Genomic DNA, 20,626 nt, shown 5'->3' with positions numbered 1-20,626 from the left:
ACAGCGGCGTCGATGCCGCGTTCGTCCCGCAGCGGGTGCGTCTACGGGTGTTCACGGCCTCCGCCACATATGTCCCGGACCCCAATATGTCCTTCGCACTACTGGAGTGCTGGGGAGGCGGAGGCGGGGGCGGGGGCGCCGCGCAAACCGCTTCCGGCACGATCAATGGCGGGGGCGGAGGCGGCTCCGGCGGAAAATCAATACGGTTCGCCTCACGGGCCGATATCGGCGCATCGCAACCGGTCATCATCGGCGCGGCGGGCAGTGGCGGCGCGGCTGGCGCGAACCAGGGTGGTGCCGGCGGGTCTACGTCGGTCGGCTCGCTGTGTATCGCTAGTGGCGGTGGCGGCGGGCTGGGTGCTGCTGCTCAGGGGTCGGGCGGAGGAGGCCAACGGGGCACCGGAGGAACAGGGGATCTTGTTCTTCAGGGTTGCAATGGCAACACCGGAAATCGCTTTTCCGATACGTCCGCAGTCACATACGGCCGGTCCGGCGGTGACGCTATAGGCCTTGTCGGCTTTGGGGGTGCCGGGTTCATCGGAAATCCCGGCTCTGTGGCGACAGGCTACAGCGCCGGCGGAGCTGGCGGGTCGGACTACAGCGGCCTCGGAAGCAAGGCCGGCGGCAATGGCGCGCCTGGTCTCGTCATCATCACCGAATACTGCGGGGTCTCCTCGTGATTTACATCAGGATTATCGACGGTGTCGTTGTCGATCGCGCCCTGTTTGAGGGCGCCATGCCGGACGACTGGCCGGACAGGGCAACCTGGGTCGAACATGAGACTGCGCAAATCGGATGGCGTCTGGAGGCAGGCACCCTTGCTCCGCCTTCGGAAGATGCCACCGCTCCAGCGCCGGCCGTGGACAACTACCGTCTCGCCATTCAGGCGGTTCTCGATCAGGCAGCACAGGCGCGCCGTTACGATAGCGGCAACAGCCTGGCCTCCTATGCCGCGTCAACCAATCCGCAATGGGCCGACGAGGCGCAGGCCTTCATCCGCTGGCGCGATCAGGTGTGGGCCTATGCCTATGCGGAACTGGCGAAGGTCGAGACGGGCGAGCGAGAGCAGCCCGGTATTCTAGAGTTTCTGCAGGAGCTGCCGGCCGTCGCGTGGCCGGCGGCCTGATTTCCATCCGCGCGACTGCACATTTCCCATCATCGCCATAGGAGGCATTCTTGCCTGTAACCAGCATCTCCCCCGCTGGGAGGGCTTTCGTGCGCCTGCACGAAGGCAATCCTCTCACCTGCTATCTCGACGCCCGCAAGATCCCGACGATCGGGACCGGCTTCACGCTGCGCAGCGACAGCTGCCGGCGCGAACTGGCGCGGATCGGCATCACCAAGCTGGTGCCTGGAAAGACGAAGATTACGGCCGAACAGTCGGATGCCATTCTCGATAGGGTGATGGCCGTCGAATATGTGCCGGCCGTTGTGGCCGACAGCCCTGCCGACCGCAGCCAGCATCAGCTCGATGCGGCAGCAAGCGCCTGCTTCAATCTGGGGATCGGCGCCATGAAATGGGAATGGGCCAAACTCTGGCGGGCGGGCAAGCTGAAGGCGGCGGCCGACTACCTCGGCAGCCATTACAACACGGCGGGCGGCAAGCGGCTTTCCGGCCTGGTCCGCAGGCGCCGGGAGGAGGCGCTGCTGTTCTCCACTGGCATTTACACGGGTATCGACACGGCCCCTCCGGAAGGCGCGCCACGGGCGGCGCACGCGGCTCCCTCCCTGGCCGATCCGGTTGTTCGCGAAGCGCAGGAGCTGCTGAGCTCGGCCGGCCTCAACCCCGGCGCCATTGATGGCTGGATGGGCGAGAAGACGAAGGCGGCAGTTCTGGCCTACCAGCGCGCGCACCCGCATCTTGTTGCGGATGGCATTATCGGGCCTGCCACGCTTTCGCAGCTGCGACGCGATGCCGGCGCGGCGCGCGAGGCGGCAACCCGTGCCGCAAGCGGCGGGGCGGGATCTGCCATTGCCGCCTGGTCGGCCGGCCTGCCCTGGGGCTGGATTGCGGCGGGCGCCGTGGTGATCGCCATCGGCTATGTCGCCTATCGCAATCGTGACCTGATTGTCCGCCGCTGGAACAGCTGGCGCGGAAAAGAGGTGCAGGTGTGAGATGGGCTCCGTTCGTATCGTGGCAACGCTCGCGGCGCTCGTTCTTCTCGGGCTGGCGGGCGCCTGGTTGTGGCACCGCGCCGGCCTGGAGGCGCAACTCTCTCTCGAAAGGCAGAACAATGCGGCAGGTAACGCTTCCGACGATGCTCGTTCTCGGTTCGATGTTTGCCCTGACGGGATGTGGGACTACGGGGCCGGCCGGTGTCGAGGGGCTGCGGCGGGTGGTTGGCGCTGACCTGATCGGCGCACGCGGGGCAACGCCTGCCGATCAGCGCAAGATCGACCGGACGGTGGTGGGGCTGTGCGCCGGAAAGATCTGGAGCCGCGCGGAATGCGCGGCCCATGGGGACAGTAAGAAGATCGAGCGAGGCGGCGGGACGAATGATGGACGGGATTGATGCCGGCGTGCATCGACAGCTCGGGGAGCTGGTCGAGGGGTTGCGTGGCGTGAAAGACGACATGCGGGAAATCAAGGACATGATGGCCCGCTCGGAAGACCGCTCGACAGAGAACCGGGCGCGCATGCATCGCCGGATGGATGACATGGTGGGGCGCGTCGGCGCGGTGGAGGCCAATGTTGCCGACGTGCAGCGCGACATAGCCCAGATGAAGCCGGTGACCGACGATGTGCGGCGTTGGAAACTGATGGGGATGGGAGGGCTCGGCGTGATCGGGCTCGGTGGCATGGCGCTTGGCGTTTCCTTTGCCGACGCTCTGAAGCGGATCGCCACCCTTCTTCTCGGCCGCCTGTAGCGTCGCCTCTCTGGCCTGGCGGAAAACGGCAGACCGGCATTCTAAACGAAGGGTGCCGGTTCTCCAAAATGCCCGCTCATGACTGGTAGCCGGGGTCCAGTAATCGGTCTTCGGCTTCTGCCAACGCCACACCGATCAGGTAAATCATAAGATCGTTGTTCGATTTCTCGGCGATCGCCTTTGCTTCCCGAAGCTTTCGCACGATCAATTTCAGTTCCATCTATCCGCCCTCCACCCGGAGATACTCCCTCGCAAAATATGAGAGGAATTTAAAATGCGAACAATCCTGAAAACTCCGGGGATTTTCTCAGATCACCAATCCAAAGCGATTGCCTTTACAGGGGTGAGGTGTTTTGACTGAGGACCCATGCCCTGGGTTGCATGGTTTCTTGATCAGGGGGATTGATGAGAAAAGTGATGATGATGGGGCTGGCGGCCCTGGCGGTGACGTCCTGCGCAAAGCGCCCGGATGCGATCGTTCCGGTGGATTATCCGATGGCCGCCTATTCCGGCAAAAGCTGCAGCGAACTGGCGAGTGATCTCGTCAAGGAAAAGGAAAAGCTCTCGGCCGTCTCAAAGGCACAGCATGACGCGGCAACCGGCGATGCGTTTGGCGTATTTCTGATCGGGGTGCCGATGTCTTCGACCTTCGGAGGCGACAAGGAAGGGGAGGTCGCCGTGTCAAAGGGCAAGGTACAAGCGCTGGAAGCGTCGATGACCGCCAAGAAGTGCAAATAAGACAAGACGTGAAAGCCGGTCACGCGCCGGCTTTCACCTCTGCCTCATGATCCGTTACGGGACTGAGCGAGAGGCTGCTGATGCATCCTCTCGATATCGTAATGCAGGTTGCAGCGATCATCCTTGTCACCCACACGCGGACAACCTTCGGCCGCTGCAATCACATTCAGAAGATCCGGCAAACAACGGTCCCCTGCCCTCTCCAGGAGCCTGGCCGCATCGTAGCGGCGCTGAAGGCCGCATTTGGGACAGACAGTAAAGACCTTGCCGCCCACAAAATCAGATAGATAGGGCGAACTGTAGCGCTGCCCGTTGGGTAACAGGTCAGTCTTCGCCTGAGGAAAACCTGACATCCGAATCTCCATGTTCGGACCGGCCGCATTCGGTCATGTGAGTTTTTTTGCCTGCCGCTCTCAGGCGCTCCATCCATGAAGAACCGCAGGTCGCCTGTCAACGGGCGGCCGAGGCGCGTCTCCACACAAGATCGGCCGGGCGGAAAACCGCCCGGCCCTTGATGCCGCCCGACATCGGGTGGCCGCAGCGTTCACACGCTGCAACGGCGGGATTTGATTGCACTCTCTCCCCGCCTGGCAATCCCAAAGGATCATCGCCACACCCGAGGCCTGCGCAGGCCCGCGGGGCATGGCAGAATAAAAGATCCCTGACAATGGACTTGTTTGATTTCACCGGCGTTCGCCCCGTCACCCCACCCGCTCCCTATCTCGGCGGCAAGAAGCAGCTTGCCCAGCGAATTGCCTCGCTCCTGGAGCAGATGCCGCATACACTTTATGCGGAACCGTTTGTCGGCATGGGCGGTGTATTCTTCCGCCGCACGCTGATCCCCCGAAGCGAAGTGATCAACGATCGCTCGGGCGACGTGGCGACGGTCTTCCGCATCCTGCAGCGGCACTATCCCCAGCGGATGGAGGTCATGAAATTCCAGCTGACATCGCGACGGGAATTCGAGCGCCTGGCGGCCACCGATCCCACGACGCTGACGGATCTCGAGCGGGCTGCCCGCTTCCTCTACCTCCAGCGTCTGTCGTTCGGAGGAAAGATTACGGGGCGGAGTTTTGGCGTCGACACAAGCGGCCCTGCCCGCGTCAACATCGCCCGCCTCAGCACCATCCTTGAGGAGGTGCACGAACGTCTCTCCGGCGTCGTCATCGAGAACCTCGACTGGTCAGATTTCATCGACCGCTATGACCGGCCGGACACCCTCTTTTATCTCGACCCGCCCTATTGGGGCTGCGAGAACGATTATGGGAAAAACGTCTTCAGCCGCGACACTTTTGCCGAGATGGCCGACAGGCTTTCTCGCATCAAGGGGCGCTTCATGATCTCGTTGAACGACTGTGCCGGCGTGCGCGAAACCTTTGCGCGTTTCCCGATGGTTTCCGTGGGCCTGACCTATACGGTGAGCGGGGGCAGCGGAAAGGACGTGGGCGAGGTGATCATCCTGGATGGTCGCCACCCCATGCCTGCCAATATGCCCCTCTCCTGAGAGGACTTTGCGAAAGCAGCGCCGGCACTCACGAGCCGGCGTACGCGCTTTATAAAGCGTTAAGATGCGTCATCATTACCGCACGCTCACGCGGACGCGTCAAGACGCGCGCGCGTTAACGCGAATGCGTCAATGGGCGCATTTTGACACTTCAACTGGATGCTGATGTAATGACTTCCACGCAGCAAACGATTTCAGCCAATTCAAAAATGCAAAATCGGTGTATCTATGGATTGAATTGTTGTTAGCGACAATATGTCGAATTACATTATAGTGAGGTAATCAAATTGCGAAGAATAAACAGAATAAATAAATTTTATAAATTGGCAATTGGTAATAAAAATATCGCACCACCCGGAGGTCATAAGTTATATAAAAGAAAAAATACAATTACAAAAAATTATCGAATTGAATACTTCTCTATATTCATATCTGTGCTGGCTTTATCGGCATCTATATATTCTTCTCTGGGAACATGGCGACAGACATCAATAATGAATCAACAATTAACGGCCGCGGACTTCAACCGCAACTATCAGGACCTTCTGGATGCGCAACTTTCTGTATGTGACATGCTGCGGCGCAAGCTGCCGTTGAACCTGCAGGAGGCCTATATTCAAACTCCGACTGCAATCACAATGCCAGTAGGCTACTTCATCAACCAGACTGAAATTCCACCGGAGATTATAAGTAAAAATGATGCGTTGTCTCAGCAGAAAATCTTTGATCTGGTAGATCGTATGAATAACAAAGCTGAATTGCTTGAGGTTTGGATGACGTCGGATCAAATCAAAAGTTTCATAGGTGACATAAAGGTTCATCAACAACAAATATCCAACTATTTTATTTTTGAAACTGAATACAAATCCGGTGTTAAACTAAATATTTCTTCGAATGAATATAGTAAAATACGCGTTAGATTCCTGTGGAGATCCCATTTGTCGTGTAGCTTTATTATAAAAATGATGAGGGCGTGGAGGCTGAGCGAATATGATCTCGTGAAAAAAGAAGACGAAGAACACAGACGTAATTATAAATTCAAAGAGCCAGCAATTATTTCCCCCGAGGACATTCCTCCAATGAACATCTTTACACCAGAATCATATCTTAAATTGTGGGGCGCGACGGCAGGACAGTATTCCAATAGAAACGTCCCGGATGAATAATTTCTCCGCGCGTTCTCCGATTATTAGAAATGAAACTCTAGGTCATGTTTATGCATCATGATGCATGGAACAACAAGATTGTCGCGACTGTCCAGAGGCGAACCAACCTTTCGCCACCTCATTGAGTAGCCGACCGGTTGAAGGGCAAAAACTCTTCAGAATCCCAGCTTGTCCATAATCCGCCTGAACAGCCCGGGCTGTGAGACGGCGGACTCGTTGGTGATGATCTGCTTCATGTCATTCTCTGGAGGCCGCACGTCTGGACGCTTGCGGCGTAGATCGGCATCACGCCCCGCCTTGATCTCATCGTCTGACCATTGGGGCATCCACTCGATGCGACCGCGTTTGATGAAGTAGTGCGACCTGCACGGCAGCGCCCAACTCCCTATCGAAGGCAAAACGGACACGGTCTCGCCGTCGTAGATGAAGCGCCAGTCTTTTGGGCTAAGCGGCGTGACGACTTCACGTCTGCAACCGCAGGCGCAAAGGTGGATCATTGTGTCGAAATCCAACGAAACGTATAGCGTCCGCTCCTCCGGTTGGGACGGAACGGTCGACACGAATTGGTGGCGGAACCGTATATCGCTCATACTACGTCCTCATTCAGAAGGTAATTGCCGTCGATATTGAACAGGCTGAAATGCTCGTGCTCCGTGTCTTTGTAGAACCCACACTCCCGCTTCCAGCGGATAACGGCCAAGCAGGCGTTCATCGCATTGAGTTCGCATACCTGAATGTTCCGGGCATACAAGTCGTTGCCGCGCCCTCTGGTCATGGGGATGCGTCCACGCTCGTGTACGTGATTCCGGTACGTCGGAGTGCTCAGCGTGGTCCTGAGTTGGCCGGTGAGCCCGCCGTCGACTGCCTCCACACCCATGCCAACATCAATGAAGGGTGTCCTGTGAGCTTCCAGTGACGCGATGATGACAGCCTTCGCCTCGCTGTTGTCAATGCAGATGAAAACCATATCGTGGCCCTCCAGAAGGCTAATCGTCTGCTCGGTGACGTAGGCATGATGGGCAACTATTCCCCGATGGATGCGGGAATAGACCTGGGCGTAGTACTCGACCTTTGGCATGCGCGCGCGGATGCTTTCGGCAGGCGCCGCGCCAGGAGCCCTGAAGGCGTTGTGTTGCTCAAAGATGTCGCCGTCAATAAGATGGATGTTTTCGATCGGAACTTTGGCGAGGAAATCCAAGACGTAAGAACCTGTACCACCCAGGCCCAAAATCGCAACTGAGCGCTTGCGCAGCTTAGCAGTGAGCCCTGCGATACCCGCACGCCCTGACGCGTTGTCGAAATATTCGAAGGGAGAATCGTCGGGCGATGCCACGACCCTGCCCGTACGGGCCGTCACCCCAGGCTCGATCGACGCCGCTTGGCTTTCCAAAATGGTCGCATATGTGACCATCTTTTCGTAATGATCGGTATAGGCGCCGCTCCTGGGTTTGCTCGAAAAGTGGAAATCGACTGTCAATGCACCGCCGATGACATAGTGCTGAACCGAGGCGATGATATGCTGCATTCGCGTTCCCGTGGCGTCGCAGGGATATTCGCCAGCGAACCAAACCTGATGGCTATCGGGCGGCGCTTCCTGCGTCATTGAGCCGGGCAACGTCGAGACGAGCACGCCCCTAAGGACGCGCCCATTCTCGTTGACGTACGGAACGCCGCGCATGACCAGGTGGTCATGCTCGATCGCCACCTCGTAACCCGCCTCAATGAGGCGGGCCACGTCGTTTCTAAGATTTGTCAGTTTCGGAAACATTGAAAAGCATCCCTTTCTTGACGCGCACAGACTCGCCGGCAATCAGCGTGCCTTCCGGCCGGTCGCCCGGTCCCTTGCGGTAGCTGACGGTGTAGGCGGTGTTCACCTGTGGCTGCGCCTCAGGGAATGCGAGGCGGACGATATCCCAGAAAGTCTGACGTCCCTTAGGTACGAAATGCTCTCGCGTATTGACGAAAATCTGGACCTTCGGTGCCACAATGGAGGTGATACGTTCGACGCCCGCAGGCTTCAGTCGCACAACGTCGTCGTCGCCGATCGGTCGGTCCCGATCACTATCGAGTATCAGGTCGTGGTCCTCGGGGATTGCGCCGTACTTTCGAATGTCGGAGGCCGAGATATCTTCTGCGCCCCATTCGAAACCACGCTCGTTGATCGTCAGCGAGTACGATCGATCCGACCTGAATGACCGGAACTGGCCGATTTGGCCCTCTTGCAACGTGATCGGCTCCTCCAAGCCGACCGAACGGCTAGTCGCATCGCCGATTTCGATGAGAACAAAGTCGCTTGCCGGCGAAAGGCCGCCGATGCTGCGGATGTCGCGGCCCGAGAGGATGGGGTCCGCCGTTTCGAAAACGCGTCCGTCGAGTTCGATTTTGTAGCTGCTCATGAGATCTCCTTTCATGTCGTCATAAGCTTCACTCAAAATTTAGCCTATGTCTAGCTAAATTTTGGCTACTTTATAGCCTTTCTCTGTTTGACATATCCACAGTTTTTGTGTAGAGAGTACCCCCAAGGCACGGAGGCGAACATGAAACGTACGATGACGCTCAATTTGAGCGATATGGAAATGGATGCTCTTGAAACGATGTGCGATCAGAAGGGTGTGTCCAAGATAGCCTTGGTTCGCCAAGCTCTTCGACTCTACAAGTCCGTGGATGAGCGGCTGGCTCGCGGCGACAAGGTTTTTATCGAGAGCGCGGATAAAGCCGAAAAGGCCGAGTTGATGGTCCTATGAAGTCACTCATCGGTAAGGTGGCCCTGTTCAATAGACACACCCAGCGCTACGAAGAGGCCGACCTTTTCCGGGGCATTAGCACGGATAATGTCGCGCACGTGGAGGGACGATGGCGATCCATATTTGACATGCGTCGACGGGAAGCGCAGGCGAGCGGCAAAACCATGATGGAGGTTAATGCCGAAGATGCGCATTGGGAATGGGGTAAGAAGAGCATTGAGGCACTGACCAATCCGTTCGTTCTGGATGTCTTCGTGCTAGAATGCGGCGGCGGCACTCAAGCCATAATGATTGTTCGGAAAGGCGGCGAAGAATGCTTCAGTCGCCATCCTGAGCATTTGCGCTTGCCCATTATTTATGTCGAACTCCTTGCTACTGCGCCGTGGAACCGACCGGTTTTAGTTGCCGATCCCGTCTATAAGGGCGCGGGGCGCGTGATGATTGGTACCGCGGTCAGCTTGAGCCTGGAAGAAGAATATGGTGGCCGCATCGGACTCCACTCGTTGCCTGGGGCCGAAGCGTTCTACCGTGATGCGATGAATATGACTGATTTAGGCGTAGACCAAGAAGGAGTGCACGAGCAGCTCAGATACTTCGAGCTCCCCCTTAGCCAGGTGGCAACCTTCTTGTCCCGAAAACACTAACGAGGAGCTGAACCATGAAGCTGCATTTCACCCCTGAGTGGCTGCGCTTTCGTATCGAGAACGACCCAGATATTGACACCGAAGCGGGCTTTCCGCTGCGAGACGCAAGGCCTCTCAATCGTTTCATTGATGCCGCGAGCAACTTGGCCCCCGCTACCGATCCAGCACGATTACCGGAGCGAGCCCGACCTGTTCTGCACGTTTTGATGTTGCAGGTCAGGCGCCGGGACAAGATGTCGATCACACAATTGGCGGATAAGATAAAAGTCGAGTCAGAAGAACTTCAAAGCATCGAAAGTGATCCTCGGTATGTGCCGAGGCCGAGGACGCTTCACAGGATTGCAGAATATCTCAATGTGCCCGCTGTGGCTGTGCAAAGCTTGACCGCTGATGCTGTTGTTAGAAGCGAGAAAGTGGCAGAGGAATCATTACGGTTTGCGGCGAGCTCGGACGATCTATCCGCCCTTTCTAAGACGGAGAGGCAAAGACTGAACGATTTCGTGAAGTTCCTATCTACCTTGGATAAAGGAAACTAGAACTTGCCCCATGTCGAGCCGGATATCGGCCGCTTCGAGGCCCAAGAGATCAAGGAGCGGGTTGCACGCCTACTTCGTGACTTGGGCAGTCCGAAGCCACCACTACGACTGGAGGAGGTGAGAGCCCAACAGAAGTTGGACCTCACCTACTACCGAAAGTCGGATTTGAACCTGCTCGACGAGATCGCACACCGGACTCGATTGGCGGGTAACGACATTGCGTCGACGGCAACGCGTATGCGGGACGTGGTAGAGAAATTTGGTATCCGGGGCATGATCCTTATGGCGCAAGGGAGCAAGCGGATTTTCATCGACGACGAGGTCAAGCAGCTCAAACGACGCTTCGTCATCGCTCACGAGATCACACATGACCTGCTCGACTGGCACCAGTCGCTGCTCCTAGGCGACAACGAAACTACCCTTAGTCCCACATGCCACCAAATAATGGAGGCGGAAGCCAATTTCGGCGCTCGCCATTTGCTATTCATGGGGGAGCGCTTTGCGCGAGAAGCCCGCGATCTTGCGTTCGGCTGGAGTAGCATCAAGACATTTGGGGATAGATACGGCAACACTCTCACGACGACGCTGTGGCAGATGGTATGCGAGCGAGACCCCTCTCAGCCCGCATTCGGCCTTATCAGCAAGCATCCCTATTATCCCGAAGTTTGCCTCAAGGCCGGCTCCGACAGCGTGGCTTACTTCCCTCGATCCGCTGCTTTCCAAAAGTTCTTTCCGGGCGTAACGGGAGCCGCTGCCTATAACGAGGTTATCCGGCATGCGACTAGACGCAAGCGGGGACCAGTGGGAGTTGGAGAAAGCATCCTGCAGGACGCTAACGGTGATTTGCACGTTTTCGAAATCGACAGCTTCTGCAATCAATACGATCTGCTGACATTCGGAATCTACAAACGTCCGCATGGCGTCATTTACCCCGTGGCGGGGCAGCTTTCCGCTTGAATTTTTTGGTTAAAAAGAAGAACGGCTATCACATTTTTTTAGCTGACCGGTTCCGCTATGCCAGAAAACCGGCATTAAGCGTTCGAATGCTGTGCTTCACCTTTTACTAGGCCCAGGCCGCGCGAAGCTGTGAAAACGGTCAAGTCAACCAGCTATCCACATCGCCAGGGAGGGCCATACACGACGGCAACGACTAAGATGCCGTAAGGCATCGGCTCGTAAATGACGATATAGGGGTCGGTTCAGGCTGAGGGCGAAATGACACTCTAGAGCATCGGACTTGAACACGGAACCTGTGGATTCCCATTAGGGTGCGATCGTAATTCACTTGGCCAGGAGGTGCTTCATGGCCAAATCATATTCATCTGATCTTCGTTCTCGTGTCGTCGCCTATGTTGGTGCCGGACATTCCCGTCGAGCTGCAGCGCGCCGCTTCGGCGTCAGCAACAGCTTTGCGGTCAAGTTGCTGCAGCGTGTAGCCGGACGGCACGCTGTCACCGGCCCGACAGGGGCGGCCTCGTGGCGGCCGGCTGGTTGCGTTTGAACGTTTCCTGGTGAGCACGGTCGAAAAGCATCCCGATATCACCATGCCGGAACTGATGGTGCGGCTGCTTGAAGAACATCATATGAAGGCAGACCCGGCAGAACTGTCCCGGTTTCTGTGCCGGTGTGGCTTCAAATATAAAAAAAGCGCTGCTGGCCTCGGAATGCGAACGCGCTGACGTCGCCAAGGCCCGGCACAGATGGCGCAACTCCCGCCAGCCACGCATGCGCAATCAAGCCGCCAGTCCGCATACGGCCGCCCTTGGCGGCATCCCAAAACAATGCAATCAAGCGTATTTTAGTCGCGCTCGACGATGATCATGGGTGCGGTAGGCTGTGAAGAAACACTAGATCATTCAACGGACAGCGGTGGGCCGGTGAGGGGTGCTCAAACCTCTGAAATCACTAACGTGCTCCACAACGGCACGGGGCACCACGATTTCCAGACATGATGCCCCGATGGCGCGCCGAAAGGCAGACGAAACGCTTCCTTACCCGTTGCGGTGATAATGGCCGAGCAGCCGCTGGCGGACTTCCTCGGCGCCGCCGCGCACGTAAAGCTGCAGGTGGCTGCCGTTGTGGGGGATGGCAAGGCCGATCACGGTGACGGCGTCTTCGAAGCGGGTCACATAGGCCACCTGCTGCGGGTTGATGTAGACCTGCTGGTCATGCGTGTTCTTGAAGCTGATGAGGTCCATCTGTCTGCTCCTGGCCGTGGCAGCCGGGGCTGCGAATTCGCGGGCATCCGGGGCGCGGTGGTGGCCTCGTCCGGTCATGACGGGCATTGCCTGAGGGCGCGTCTGCGCCGGCCCCGACCGCGTCTTAGCAAGCGGTCGCCAAACATCCGGTTAACCGCCGGCCGCGCGCAGAAGGGGCAAGAGGAGGGCAGGAGGAACGTCAGAGCGGCACATGCGCTCATGTCTCCCGGCCTCGCAGGCCGAGGATCTTCTCGCGCAGGCGGCGGGCCAGGCTTCGGGTGTTCTGGTAGAGATGCAGTTGTGCTGCCACCTGGCGGGTATCGCGGTCGGCAGTGTCGGTCAGGCCGATGACGAGCGTGCCCATGCTTTCCCGCTCCATCCAGAAGCGGCTCATCACCGGATGGTCCGGCACGGCGCAACTGTCGGTGCGGGTGATGTTGGCATCTTCCAGATGCCACTCGGTGAGCTTCATCATCAGCAGCTTGCCGGGCGAGAAGCCGGCGTATGCATCGTCATAGGCCGTCTTCCAGGTATAGGCCTCGCCCCCCATCAGGAGGACGATCAGCGAGGCGATTGCCCGGCCGTCGAGGTCGAGCGTATGGATGCGCACGGCATCGATCTCGGCCAGGTTGCCGATCGCTTCACGGGCGAAGGCGGCGCGGTAGCGGTCGCTGACGAGCGCGGAGCGCTTGCGGCCCTTCCAGCCCTTCGCTTCGAGCGCCAGAAACTCCTCTGCGCGCCGGCGGACCTCCTGCGGCTGGCGTGCCACAGCATGCGTTAGCGGGCCTGCCTTGCCGAGCCTGCGCCACTGGCGGCGCATCTCGCGCAGGTGATGGGCCGAGATCGACTGTTTCAGATAGGCCTCGCCCTCGAGAAGGCTCTGCAGCATCGGGCGCTGATAGCGGCTGCTGACCATGACCGGCAGGTTGCGGGAAAGCGCGACGGCGCGAATCATCCGGGCAAAGCCACCATCGAGACGCAGATCCGGCAGGACGAGAACGGATGGCAGCGCCGCCTCCCGGCGCCCGAGCCCCTCGAGCAGGTTGTCGATCGTCTCGGCGGCATCCTCGGCATCGACAAGCGGCGTGCCGAGCGGCCCGAACGGATTGGCCCAGGCGCGGATGATCGGCGCGCCGAGCGCCAGGCCCGGCCGTTCCTGCGAAAACGGCATCAGCAGGCGCATGCGGCCGGAGGCCTCCTTCTGGTCGCGCAGGATGGCCAGGCGCACCGCACGATCCTCGATGCGCGGCATGGCGGGTGCCAGCACGCGCGCGGCAAAGAAGATGTTGGGCTCCATTGCCCTGTTGGAGAGGAATTCCAGCTCGCTCTGCAGTTCATAGCCCATGGCGGCGGGATAGACCGACAGCGTGCGGCCCGGCCGGCCCACCGCCATGGACAGCGATGCCTCCGGAAGCGCCGCAAGCCCTGCGGGAAGGGGCGCCGCCATGGCCGCCGCCGCCGGTGCGCGCACGGCCGGATCGGAACGGGAGGGGGCGGGCGAGGGGGGCTCTACCATGAACCTTCTTCCTTGCGCAGGGGCGTGAGGGATGGAAAGCGGGCCGGCCGGGCGAAGGCAAACAGCACGATGCCCAGCGTCCGGCGGACTGCCACATGCAGCAGCAGCGCCTCGACCCCCATGGCAATCGCCGTGGCGCCTGCGGCGCCCGTCAGGCCGAAGCGGGGGATGAGCAGGATGTTCAGCGCCACATTGACCGAAAGAATGCCCGCATAGAGCGCCACGCAGAGCGATTGACGTCCGGCCATGTTGAGCAGCACCTCGCCCGGGCCGATGCTCGCCTTGGCCAGGATGCCGGCAAACAGGACCAGCATCAGTGGATAGCCGGCGGCAAACGCCGGGCCGAACAGCGACAACAGCAGCGGACCGGCCGCCAGCACGCAGAGCCCGACGGCGAGCGAGGGCCAGAAGGTCCAGCGCGCCGCCTGACCGGCGAATAGCGCAAGATCCTGCCCCGTGCCGGTGGCGAGGATGGCGGACATGCGGGGGGCGGCTGCCGCCTTGACGGAAAAGTTGACGAACTGCACCAGCGCGATCGTCTTGGCGGCGGCGTAATAGATCGCCACCTGGTCCGGCGGCAGGTAGAGGCCAACCACCACGACATCCGAATTGGTCAGCAGGAAGCCGATGCCGTCGACCAGAAACAACGGCAGGGCAAAGCGGGTCCAGGGGCGCATGTCCAGCCGAAGGCGACCGCGGCCGAGTTCGCGCCTCAGCCGCAGCGTGACGCGCAGGTGCTGGATTATCGTCGTCAGGTAAGTCGCCGCCAGCGCCGCCGTCATGGCCGTGGTGGCATCGTGCGGCGAGCCGGTCCGCACAAGGAGCACCATCAGCGCCAGGATCAGCAGCGGACGCAGGATGAAGGTGGGGCCAAGTGCCGTCATCGTCCAGCCATTGGCCCTTGCCGTGCCGTCCAGCACGTCGCCGAGCGCGATCATCGGCAGGGTGATCAGACCGAGGAAGGCCGGAACCATCCAGTAATCGGCGATCATTTCGCCGAAGAGCGCCAGCACGAGAAAGCCGATGGCGGCCAGCAGGCTTGCCGCAAGAAGCGCAAAGAGGCGGGCCGTCCAGTTGAGGCCCCGCACCAGATCGGTCTCGCCATGCGCGGTGTGGATCGGCAGGAAACGGATGACGGCGGTGTGGAAGCCGAGGCAGGAGAGATTGCCGAACACCACCACCAGCACCCAGACGAAGGCGAAGATGCCGTATTCGAACTCGCCGAGCAGACGGGCCTGGACGATCTGGGCGAGAAAGGCGATGGCCGCGCTGGCAATGCGGATCAGGAAGGCCGTCAGCGCCATGCGCTGGGCGAGCGCCGCATCGCTGCTGCCCGACAGCCAGCGGTCAAGCCGGCCGAGGACCGGCTTCAGCCGAATCCGCAGGCCGAGCGGAAGACATCTCTCCGCCTTTTCGATGACCGTCATGTCTGGCACGCATTGCTTCGAGGGATCCGGGATCGCGGGCACTATGCCGCTCTCACCGTTAAGAAACGCTTTCGACGGTCGTGCAAGAGCCCATGCGCCGCAACGCAAAACGGGGCCGCCCGCAAGGGCGGCCCCGTCGGATCGGGGTCTGCGGATGCACCGGCCCGGTCAGGCCGTCAGCACGCCGTGGCAGTGCTTGAACTTCTTGCCGGAACCGCAGGGGCAAAGCTCGTTGCGGCCGACCTTGCCCCAGGTGGCGGGGTTGGCCGGATCGCGATCCACGCTCTCCTCGGCAGCAAAGACGGCCGGCTGGGCAAATTCGTCCTCGCCGGTCGACGGGTCGAGGTGATGGGCCTGCATCACCGGCGGCTCGGGCGGCTGCGGTGCCTCGCGCACCAGTTCCACCCGCATCAGCTGGGCGGTCACGACTTCGCGCAGGTTGGCAAGCAGGGCCTGGAAGAGTTCGAAGGCTTCCGCCTTGTATTCCTGCAGCGGGTCGCGCTGCGCATAGCCGCGGAAGCCGACGACGGAGCGCAGGTGGTCGAGGTTGACGATATGCTCGCGCCACAGATGATCCAGCGTCTGCAGCAGGATGGAGCGCTCGACATAGGTCATGATTTCCGGGCCGAAGCGTTCGGCGCGATCCCTGGCGGCGGCATCGGCGGCGCTGACCAGCCGTTCGCGGATGTCGTCCTCGGCAATGCCCTCTTCCTGCACCCAGTCCTCGATCGGCAGGTCGAGGTTCAGCAGGCGCTGCACCTCTTCCTTGAGGCCCCTGGCATCCCACTGTTCGGCATAGGCGCGCTCAGGGATATGCTTGGTGACCAGCATGTCGACCACTTCGTGACGCATGTCGGCGACCGTCTCGGTAAGGTCGGTCGCATCCATCAGCTCGATGCGCTGCTCGAAGATCACCTTGCGCTGGTCGTTGGTGACATCGTCATATTTCAGCAGGTTCTTGCGGATGTCGAAGTTGCGCGCCTCGACCTTCTTCTGGGCGCGTTCCAGCGCCTTGTTGATCCAGGGATGGACGATGGCCTCGCCTTCCTTCAGACCCAGCTTCTGCAGCATGCCGTCCATGCGGTCGGAGCCGAAGATGCGCATCAGGTCGTCCTGCAGCGACAGGTAGAACTTGGAGCGGCCCGGGTCACCCTGACGACCGGAGCGGCCGCGCAGCTGGTTGTCGATACGGCGGCTTTCGTGGCGTTCGCTGGCAATCACGTAGAGACCGCCGGCGGCGAGCGCCTTTTCCTTCAGCTGCTTCACCTCGGCGCGGATCGCCGCTTCCTTGGCGTCGCGCTCGGGGCCGGGTTCCAGCCCTTCCAGATCGCGCTCCAGGCGCATGTCGATATTGCCGCCCAGCTGGATGTCGGTGCCGCGGCCGGCCATGTTGGTGGCGATGGTGACGGCGCCCGGCACCCCGGCCTGGCTGACGATGTAGGCTTCCTGTTCGTGATAGCGTGCGTTCAGAACGCTGAACTGGGTAAAGCCTTCCTTCTTCAGCATGGCGGCCAGAAGTTCGGACTTCTCGATGGAGGTCGTGCCCACCAGAACCGGCTGGTTGCGCTGGTGCGCCTCGCGGATCTCGGCAATGATCGCCTTGAACTTCTCCTCGACCGTCCGGTAGACCTCGTCATCCTCGTCGATGCGCTGGATCGGCAGGTTGGTCGGCACCTCGACGACTTCGAGACCATAGATGTTGGAGAATTCTTCCGCTTCGGTCGCTGCCGTGCCGGTCATGCCGGCGAGCTTGTCGTACATGCGGAAGTAGTTCTGGAAGGTGATGGAGGCCAGCGTCTGGTTTTCCGGCTGGATCGTCACCTTTTCCTTGGCTTCGAGCGCCTGGTGCTGGCCTTCCGAATAGCGGCGGCCCGGCATCATGCGGCCGGTGAACTCGTCGATGATGACGATCTCGTCGTTGCGGACGATGTAGTCCTTGTCGCGCTGGAACAGCTTGTGGGCCTTCAGCGCGTTGTTGATGTGGTGAACGATCGCGACATTCTCGACGTCGTAGAGGCTTTCGCCCTTCAGCAGGCCGGCCTGGCGCAGCAGGTTCTCCAGCTTTTCCGTGCCGACTTCCGAAAAGATCGCCGAACGCTGCTTCTCGTCGATCTCGTAATCCTCGGGCGTCAGCGCCGGAATGAAGGCATCGATCGTGTTGTAGAGTTCGGAGCGGTCGTCCAGCGGACCGGAGATGATCAGCGGCGTGCGCGCCTCGTCGATCAGGATCGAGTCCACTTCGTCGACGATCGCGAAATTGTGGCCGCGCTGCACCATCTGGCCGCGGTCATATTTCATGTTGTCGCGCAGATAGTCGAAGCCGAGCTCGTTGTTGGTCGCGTAGGTGATGTCGCAGGCATAGGCCGCGCGGCGCTGCTCGTCATCGAGACCGTGCACGATGACGCCGGTGGTCAGGCCGAGGAAGCCGTAGAGGCGGCCCATGATCGCTGCGTCGCGGCTGGCGAGGTAATCGTTGACGGTGACCACATGCACGCCCTTGCCGGACAGGGCATTGAGGTAGACCGGAAGGGTGGCGACCAGCGTCTTGCCTTCGCCCGTCTTCATTTCGGCGATGTCGCCGTCATGCAGGATCATGCCGCCGGTCAGCTGCACATCGAAGGGGCGCATGCCGAGCACGCGGCGCGAGGCCTCCCGCACCACGGCAAAGGCGGGCGCCAGAAGGTCGTCCAGGCTCTTGCCTTCGGCGATCTGCTGCTTGAATTCCTGGGTCTTGGCGGCAAGCTGCTCGTCGGTCAGTGCCTTGATGCTCTCTTCCAGCGCGCCGATGGCGGCAACGCGAGAGCGGTACGAGCGGACGCGGCGGTCGTTGGCCGAGCCGAAGAACTTGCGGGCTATCCCACCGAAGCTGACCATGCAAATGGTCCTTTCCAAACTGAAATGGCATCACTCTTGATCGGCATCCGGCAGGCTCCTTCCGCACCGGTTTTACACAGGCAAAAGTGAGGACCCGCCCGGAAACTCTTCTGGACGCGAAGTAGCGTGACAGATAAGAGGGGGGTCGAATGATGTCAACGGCTGCGGCCGTTACAGAATGGCCATAATCCGGTGTTTGTGAGGGTGTTCCGACCGGGCTCGACAGCCGAGACCGGTGCCCATTTCGAAAGGTAGTTCCTGATGTTTCGTCATAAGTTCCTCGCAACTGCCGCCATGGCCGCGGCCGTGTTCCTGCAGGTGCCGGCCTTTGCCGCGGACGACGCCGTGGTTGCCAAGGTCGGAGGCGTGGAGATCCACCAGTCCGATCTCGACACGGCCATGGCCAATCTCAGCCAGCAGTACCAGCAGCTGCCTGACGAACAGAAGAAGGTCGCCGCCCTCTCGCAGATCATCGACATCAAGCTCGTTGCCAAGAAGGCAGAGGCCGCCGGCCTGCAGAACAGCGACGACTTCAAGAAGCGCATGGCCTACCTGCAGGAACGCGAACTGCACAATGCCTATCTTCGCGACCAGTTCGACAAGCTGAAGCCGGAAGAGGTCAAGGCACGCTACGACAAGGAAGTCGCAGCCATGCCGAAGGAAGAGGAAGTGCATGCCCGCCACATCCTTGTGAAGACCGAGGAAGAGGCCAAGGACATCATCAAGCAGCTCGACGCCGGCAAGGACTTCGTCGAACTGGCCAAGGAAAAGTCGGAAGACACCAGCAAGTCCGACGGCGGCGATCTCGGCTACTTCACCAAGGGCCGCATGGTTCCGGAATTCGAGGAAGCTGCCTTCGCCCTCGACAAGGGCCAGTACACCAAGACCCCGGTCAAGTCGCAGTTCGGCTGGCACGTGATCAAGGTGGAAGACAAGCGCGATGCCCAGCCGCCGGCCTTCCACCAGGTCGAGCCGCAGGTTCGCCAGATCGTCATGCAGGAGAAGTATTCTCAGATCATTGACGACGCGAAGAAGGACCAGAAGGTCGAGATCGTCGACGAAACCCTGCGCAAGGGCTATGACGAACTGACCAAGGGCGAATGATCCGCTCGTCACAATAGCAACCTGGCCCGCGTCTGCGGGCCTTTCTTTATCCGGGTCCGAAGCACATGTCCGCTACCGTCTCTCCCCTTGCTCCGAAAACCTATCCCGACATGCCGGTGCTGCGCGGCGTGCGCATGGCAACGGCCGCTGCCGGCATCAAGTACAAGAACCGCACCGACGTGCTCCTGATGGTGTTCGACGAACCGGCCGCGGTGGCGGGTGTCTTCACCCGCTCCAGGTGCCCCTCGGCGCCGGTGGATTTCTGCCGTGCCAATCTGCCGGCCGGCCGTGCCCGTGCGGTCGTCGTCAATTCGGGCAATGCGAACGCCTTTACCGGCGTCAAGGGCAAGGCTGCGACGGAACTGACGGCACGTTCCGCTTCGGAAGCCGTCGGCTGCGGCCTGGATGAAGTCTATCTCGCCTCGACCGGCGTGATCGGCGAGCCGCTCGATGCCACGAAATTCGCCGGCGTGCTGGGTGACATGCACGTGGCCGCTACCGGCGATTTCTGGCTGGAAGCCGCCAAGGCGATCATGACCACGGATACCTATCCGAAGGTCGCTACCCGCACGGCGGAGATCGGCGGCGTCACGGTGACGATCAACGGGATTGCCAAGGGCGCCGGCATGATTGCGCCCGACATGGCGACCATGCTCTCCTTCGTGGCAACCGATGCGGACATCGCGCCGGCGGCCCTGCAGGCGCTGCTCTGCGAAGGCGTCGGCCCGAGCTTCAACTCGGTCACCGTCGACAGCGACACTTCCACCTCCGACACGCTGCTGCTGTTTGCCACCGGCAAGGCGGCCGCCGATGGTCAGGCGAAGGTGGAAAGCGCCGACGATCCGCGCCTTGCCGGCTTCCGCGCCGCGCTGAACGACCTGCTGAAGGATCTGGCGCTGCAGGTGGTGCGCGATGGCGAAGGCGCCCGCAAGATGGTGGAAGTTACCGTGACCGGCGCCGAAAGCGATGCGGCCGCCAAGCGCATTGCGCTGTCGATTGCCAATTCGCCGCTGGTCAAGACTGCGGTTGCCGGCGAGGATGCCAACTGGGGCCGTGTCGTCATGGCCGTCGGCAAGTCCGGCGAGATGGCTGATCGCGACCGGCTGGCCATCTGGTTCGGCGATGTGCGGGTTGCCGTCAATGGCGAGCGCGATCCGGACTATTCGGAAGAAGCCACCACCGCCGTCATGCAGAAGCAGGACATTGCCATCCGCGCCGACATCGGTCTCGGCAATGGGCGTGCAACGGTCTGGACATGCGACCTGACGAAGGAATATGTCGCCATCAATGGTGACTATCGGAGCTGA

At 60.4% G+C, this 20,626-nt stretch carries 25 protein-coding genes; 16 read left to right on the top strand and 9 right to left on the bottom strand.

From position 1 onward, the window contains the following. Positions 1 to 35: 35 nt before the first annotated feature. The 5 genes from KLP42_RS27410 to KLP42_RS24970 all read left to right on the top strand — a co-directional run bounded on the left by KLP42_RS27410 (position 36) and on the right by KLP42_RS24970 (position 2,868). Complete coding sequence (locus tag KLP42_RS27410; RefSeq protein ID WP_502941350.1) at positions 36 to 680, top strand: glycine-rich domain-containing protein; 645 nt, start codon at positions 36 to 38, stop codon at positions 678 to 680. Then, positions 677 to 1,126, top strand: coding sequence for a hypothetical protein (locus tag KLP42_RS24985; protein ID WP_215570698.1), 450 nt, complete (start codon positions 677 to 679; stop codon positions 1,124 to 1,126). Before KLP42_RS27410 ends, KLP42_RS24985 begins: the two co-directional genes overlap by 4 nt. 89 nt (positions 1,127 to 1,215) lie before the next feature. Next, positions 1,216 to 2,115, top strand: coding sequence for a glycoside hydrolase family protein (locus KLP42_RS24980; RefSeq protein ID WP_353844929.1), 900 nt, complete (start codon positions 1,216 to 1,218; stop codon positions 2,113 to 2,115). Positions 2,116 to 2,234: 119 nt separating this feature from the next. Then, on the top strand, positions 2,235 to 2,513 hold the full coding sequence (locus KLP42_RS24975; RefSeq protein ID WP_215570695.1) for a hypothetical protein: 279 nt from the start codon (positions 2,235 to 2,237) through the stop codon (positions 2,511 to 2,513). After that, entirely contained in the window at positions 2,497 to 2,868 is a 372-nt protein-coding gene (locus tag KLP42_RS24970; RefSeq protein WP_215570694.1) for a DUF1515 family protein, read from the top strand. The genes KLP42_RS24975 and KLP42_RS24970 overlap by 17 nt, the downstream gene beginning before the upstream one ends. Positions 2,869 to 2,944: 76 nt before the next feature. Here the strand turns inward: KLP42_RS24970 and KLP42_RS24965 are convergent, their stop codons facing one another. Beyond that, complete coding sequence (locus tag KLP42_RS24965) at positions 2,945 to 3,088, bottom strand: hypothetical protein (RefSeq protein ID WP_215570692.1); 144 nt, start codon at positions 3,086 to 3,088, stop codon at positions 2,945 to 2,947. A 200-nt stretch (positions 3,089 to 3,288) separates the two neighbouring features. On the opposite strand from KLP42_RS24965, the gene KLP42_RS24960 reads away from it, so the two are divergent. Beyond that, positions 3,289 to 3,606 carry a hypothetical protein gene (locus KLP42_RS24960; protein ID WP_252193255.1) on the top strand — a complete coding sequence of 106 codons (318 nt, stop codon included), beginning with the start codon at positions 3,289 to 3,291 and terminating at the stop codon, positions 3,604 to 3,606. Positions 3,607 to 3,650: 44 nt separating this feature from the next. Here KLP42_RS24960 and KLP42_RS24955 read toward each other — a convergent pair whose 3' ends face one another. Next, positions 3,651 to 3,959 (bottom strand): hypothetical protein, encoded by a 309-nt coding sequence (locus KLP42_RS24955; protein WP_215570688.1) that lies wholly within the window; start codon positions 3,957 to 3,959, stop codon positions 3,651 to 3,653. Positions 3,960 to 4,273: 314 nt separating this feature from the next. Between KLP42_RS24955 and KLP42_RS24950 the strand changes: the two genes are divergently transcribed. Beyond that, complete coding sequence (locus KLP42_RS24950; RefSeq protein WP_215570686.1) at positions 4,274 to 5,110, top strand: DNA adenine methylase; 837 nt, start codon at positions 4,274 to 4,276, stop codon at positions 5,108 to 5,110. Positions 5,111 to 5,397: 287 nt separating this feature from the next. Then, positions 5,398 to 6,276, top strand: coding sequence for a hypothetical protein (locus KLP42_RS24945; protein ID WP_215570685.1), 879 nt, complete (start codon positions 5,398 to 5,400; stop codon positions 6,274 to 6,276). Positions 6,277 to 6,431: 155 nt separating this feature from the next. On the opposite strand, the gene KLP42_RS24940 is transcribed toward KLP42_RS24945, so the two are convergent. From KLP42_RS24940 to KLP42_RS24930, 3 genes are read right to left on the bottom strand one after another with little or no spacing between them, the layout of a single operon-like run. Beyond that, the gene (locus tag KLP42_RS24940; RefSeq protein ID WP_215570684.1) at positions 6,432 to 6,866 is read right to left on the bottom strand and encodes a ubiquitination-like system serine protease family protein; all 435 of its coding nucleotides are present in this window, start codon (positions 6,864 to 6,866) and stop codon (positions 6,432 to 6,434) included. After that, complete coding sequence (locus KLP42_RS24935) at positions 6,863 to 8,044, bottom strand: ThiF family adenylyltransferase (RefSeq protein ID WP_215570683.1); 1,182 nt, start codon at positions 8,042 to 8,044, stop codon at positions 6,863 to 6,865. Before KLP42_RS24935 ends, KLP42_RS24940 begins: the two co-directional genes overlap by 4 nt. Next, positions 8,019 to 8,672 (bottom strand): multiubiquitin domain-containing protein, encoded by a 654-nt coding sequence (locus KLP42_RS24930; protein WP_215570682.1) that lies wholly within the window; start codon positions 8,670 to 8,672, stop codon positions 8,019 to 8,021. Before KLP42_RS24930 ends, KLP42_RS24935 begins: the two co-directional genes overlap by 26 nt. Positions 8,673 to 8,813: 141 nt before the next feature. Here KLP42_RS24930 and KLP42_RS24925 point away from each other — a divergent pair, with 141 nt between their 5' ends. The 6 genes from KLP42_RS24925 (at position 8,814) to KLP42_RS24900 (ending at position 11,879) form a co-directional block, all read left to right on the top strand. Then, positions 8,814 to 9,020, top strand: coding sequence for a ribbon-helix-helix protein, CopG family (locus KLP42_RS24925; protein WP_215570681.1), 207 nt, complete (start codon positions 8,814 to 8,816; stop codon positions 9,018 to 9,020). Then, the gene (locus KLP42_RS24920; RefSeq protein WP_215570680.1) at positions 9,017 to 9,664 is read left to right on the top strand and encodes a hypothetical protein; all 648 of its coding nucleotides are present in this window, start codon (positions 9,017 to 9,019) and stop codon (positions 9,662 to 9,664) included. Before KLP42_RS24925 ends, KLP42_RS24920 begins: the two co-directional genes overlap by 4 nt. Positions 9,665 to 9,678: 14 nt before the next feature. Further along, entirely contained in the window at positions 9,679 to 10,200 is a 522-nt protein-coding gene (locus tag KLP42_RS24915) for a helix-turn-helix domain-containing protein (protein WP_215570679.1), read from the top strand. 3 nt (positions 10,201 to 10,203) lie between these two features. Continuing rightward, positions 10,204 to 11,157, top strand: a complete 954-nt coding sequence (locus tag KLP42_RS24910) for an ImmA/IrrE family metallo-endopeptidase (protein WP_215570678.1) — start codon at positions 10,204 to 10,206, stop codon at positions 11,155 to 11,157. A 346-nt stretch (positions 11,158 to 11,503) separates the two neighbouring features. Continuing rightward, positions 11,504 to 11,701: an IS630 transposase-related protein gene (locus tag KLP42_RS27320; protein WP_215570677.1), complete on the top strand. Its 198-nt coding sequence runs from the start codon at positions 11,504 to 11,506 to the stop codon at positions 11,699 to 11,701. Positions 11,702 to 11,711: 10 nt separating this feature from the next. Continuing rightward, positions 11,712 to 11,879, top strand: coding sequence for a hypothetical protein (locus KLP42_RS24900; protein ID WP_215570675.1), 168 nt, complete (start codon positions 11,712 to 11,714; stop codon positions 11,877 to 11,879). A 312-nt stretch (positions 11,880 to 12,191) separates the two neighbouring features. On the opposite strand, the gene KLP42_RS24895 is transcribed toward KLP42_RS24900, so the two are convergent. The 4 genes from KLP42_RS24895 to secA form a co-directional block, all read right to left on the bottom strand. Then, the gene (locus tag KLP42_RS24895; protein ID WP_215570673.1) at positions 12,192 to 12,398 is read right to left on the bottom strand and encodes a hypothetical protein; all 207 of its coding nucleotides are present in this window, start codon (positions 12,396 to 12,398) and stop codon (positions 12,192 to 12,194) included. Between the two features lie 217 nt (positions 12,399 to 12,615). Beyond that, positions 12,616 to 13,845 (bottom strand): GNAT family N-acetyltransferase, encoded by a 1,230-nt coding sequence (locus tag KLP42_RS24890; RefSeq protein ID WP_215570701.1) that lies wholly within the window; start codon positions 13,843 to 13,845, stop codon positions 12,616 to 12,618. Between the two features lie 62 nt (positions 13,846 to 13,907). Then, the gene (locus KLP42_RS24885) at positions 13,908 to 15,341 is read right to left on the bottom strand and encodes a lipopolysaccharide biosynthesis protein (RefSeq protein ID WP_215570670.1); all 1,434 of its coding nucleotides are present in this window, start codon (positions 15,339 to 15,341) and stop codon (positions 13,908 to 13,910) included. A gap of 168 nt (positions 15,342 to 15,509) precedes the next feature. Then, positions 15,510 to 18,215 carry a preprotein translocase subunit SecA gene (gene secA / locus KLP42_RS24880; protein ID WP_215570669.1) on the bottom strand — a complete coding sequence of 902 codons (2,706 nt, stop codon included), beginning with the start codon at positions 18,213 to 18,215 and terminating at the stop codon, positions 15,510 to 15,512. 261 nt (positions 18,216 to 18,476) lie between these two features. Here secA and KLP42_RS24875 point away from each other — a divergent pair, with 261 nt between their 5' ends. After that, positions 18,477 to 19,319: a peptidylprolyl isomerase gene (locus KLP42_RS24875; RefSeq protein WP_215570667.1), complete on the top strand. Its 843-nt coding sequence runs from the start codon at positions 18,477 to 18,479 to the stop codon at positions 19,317 to 19,319. Positions 19,320 to 19,384: 65 nt separating this feature from the next. Beyond that, positions 19,385 to 20,626 (top strand): bifunctional glutamate N-acetyltransferase/amino-acid acetyltransferase ArgJ, encoded by a 1,242-nt coding sequence (gene argJ / locus KLP42_RS24870; protein WP_215570665.1) that lies wholly within the window; start codon positions 19,385 to 19,387, stop codon positions 20,624 to 20,626.

Source organism: Rhizobium sp. CSW-27, assembly GCF_018760785.1.
Lineage (GTDB): Bacteria > Pseudomonadota > Alphaproteobacteria > Rhizobiales > Rhizobiaceae > Neorhizobium.
This window is presented reverse-complemented; position numbering and strand designations above follow the sequence as displayed.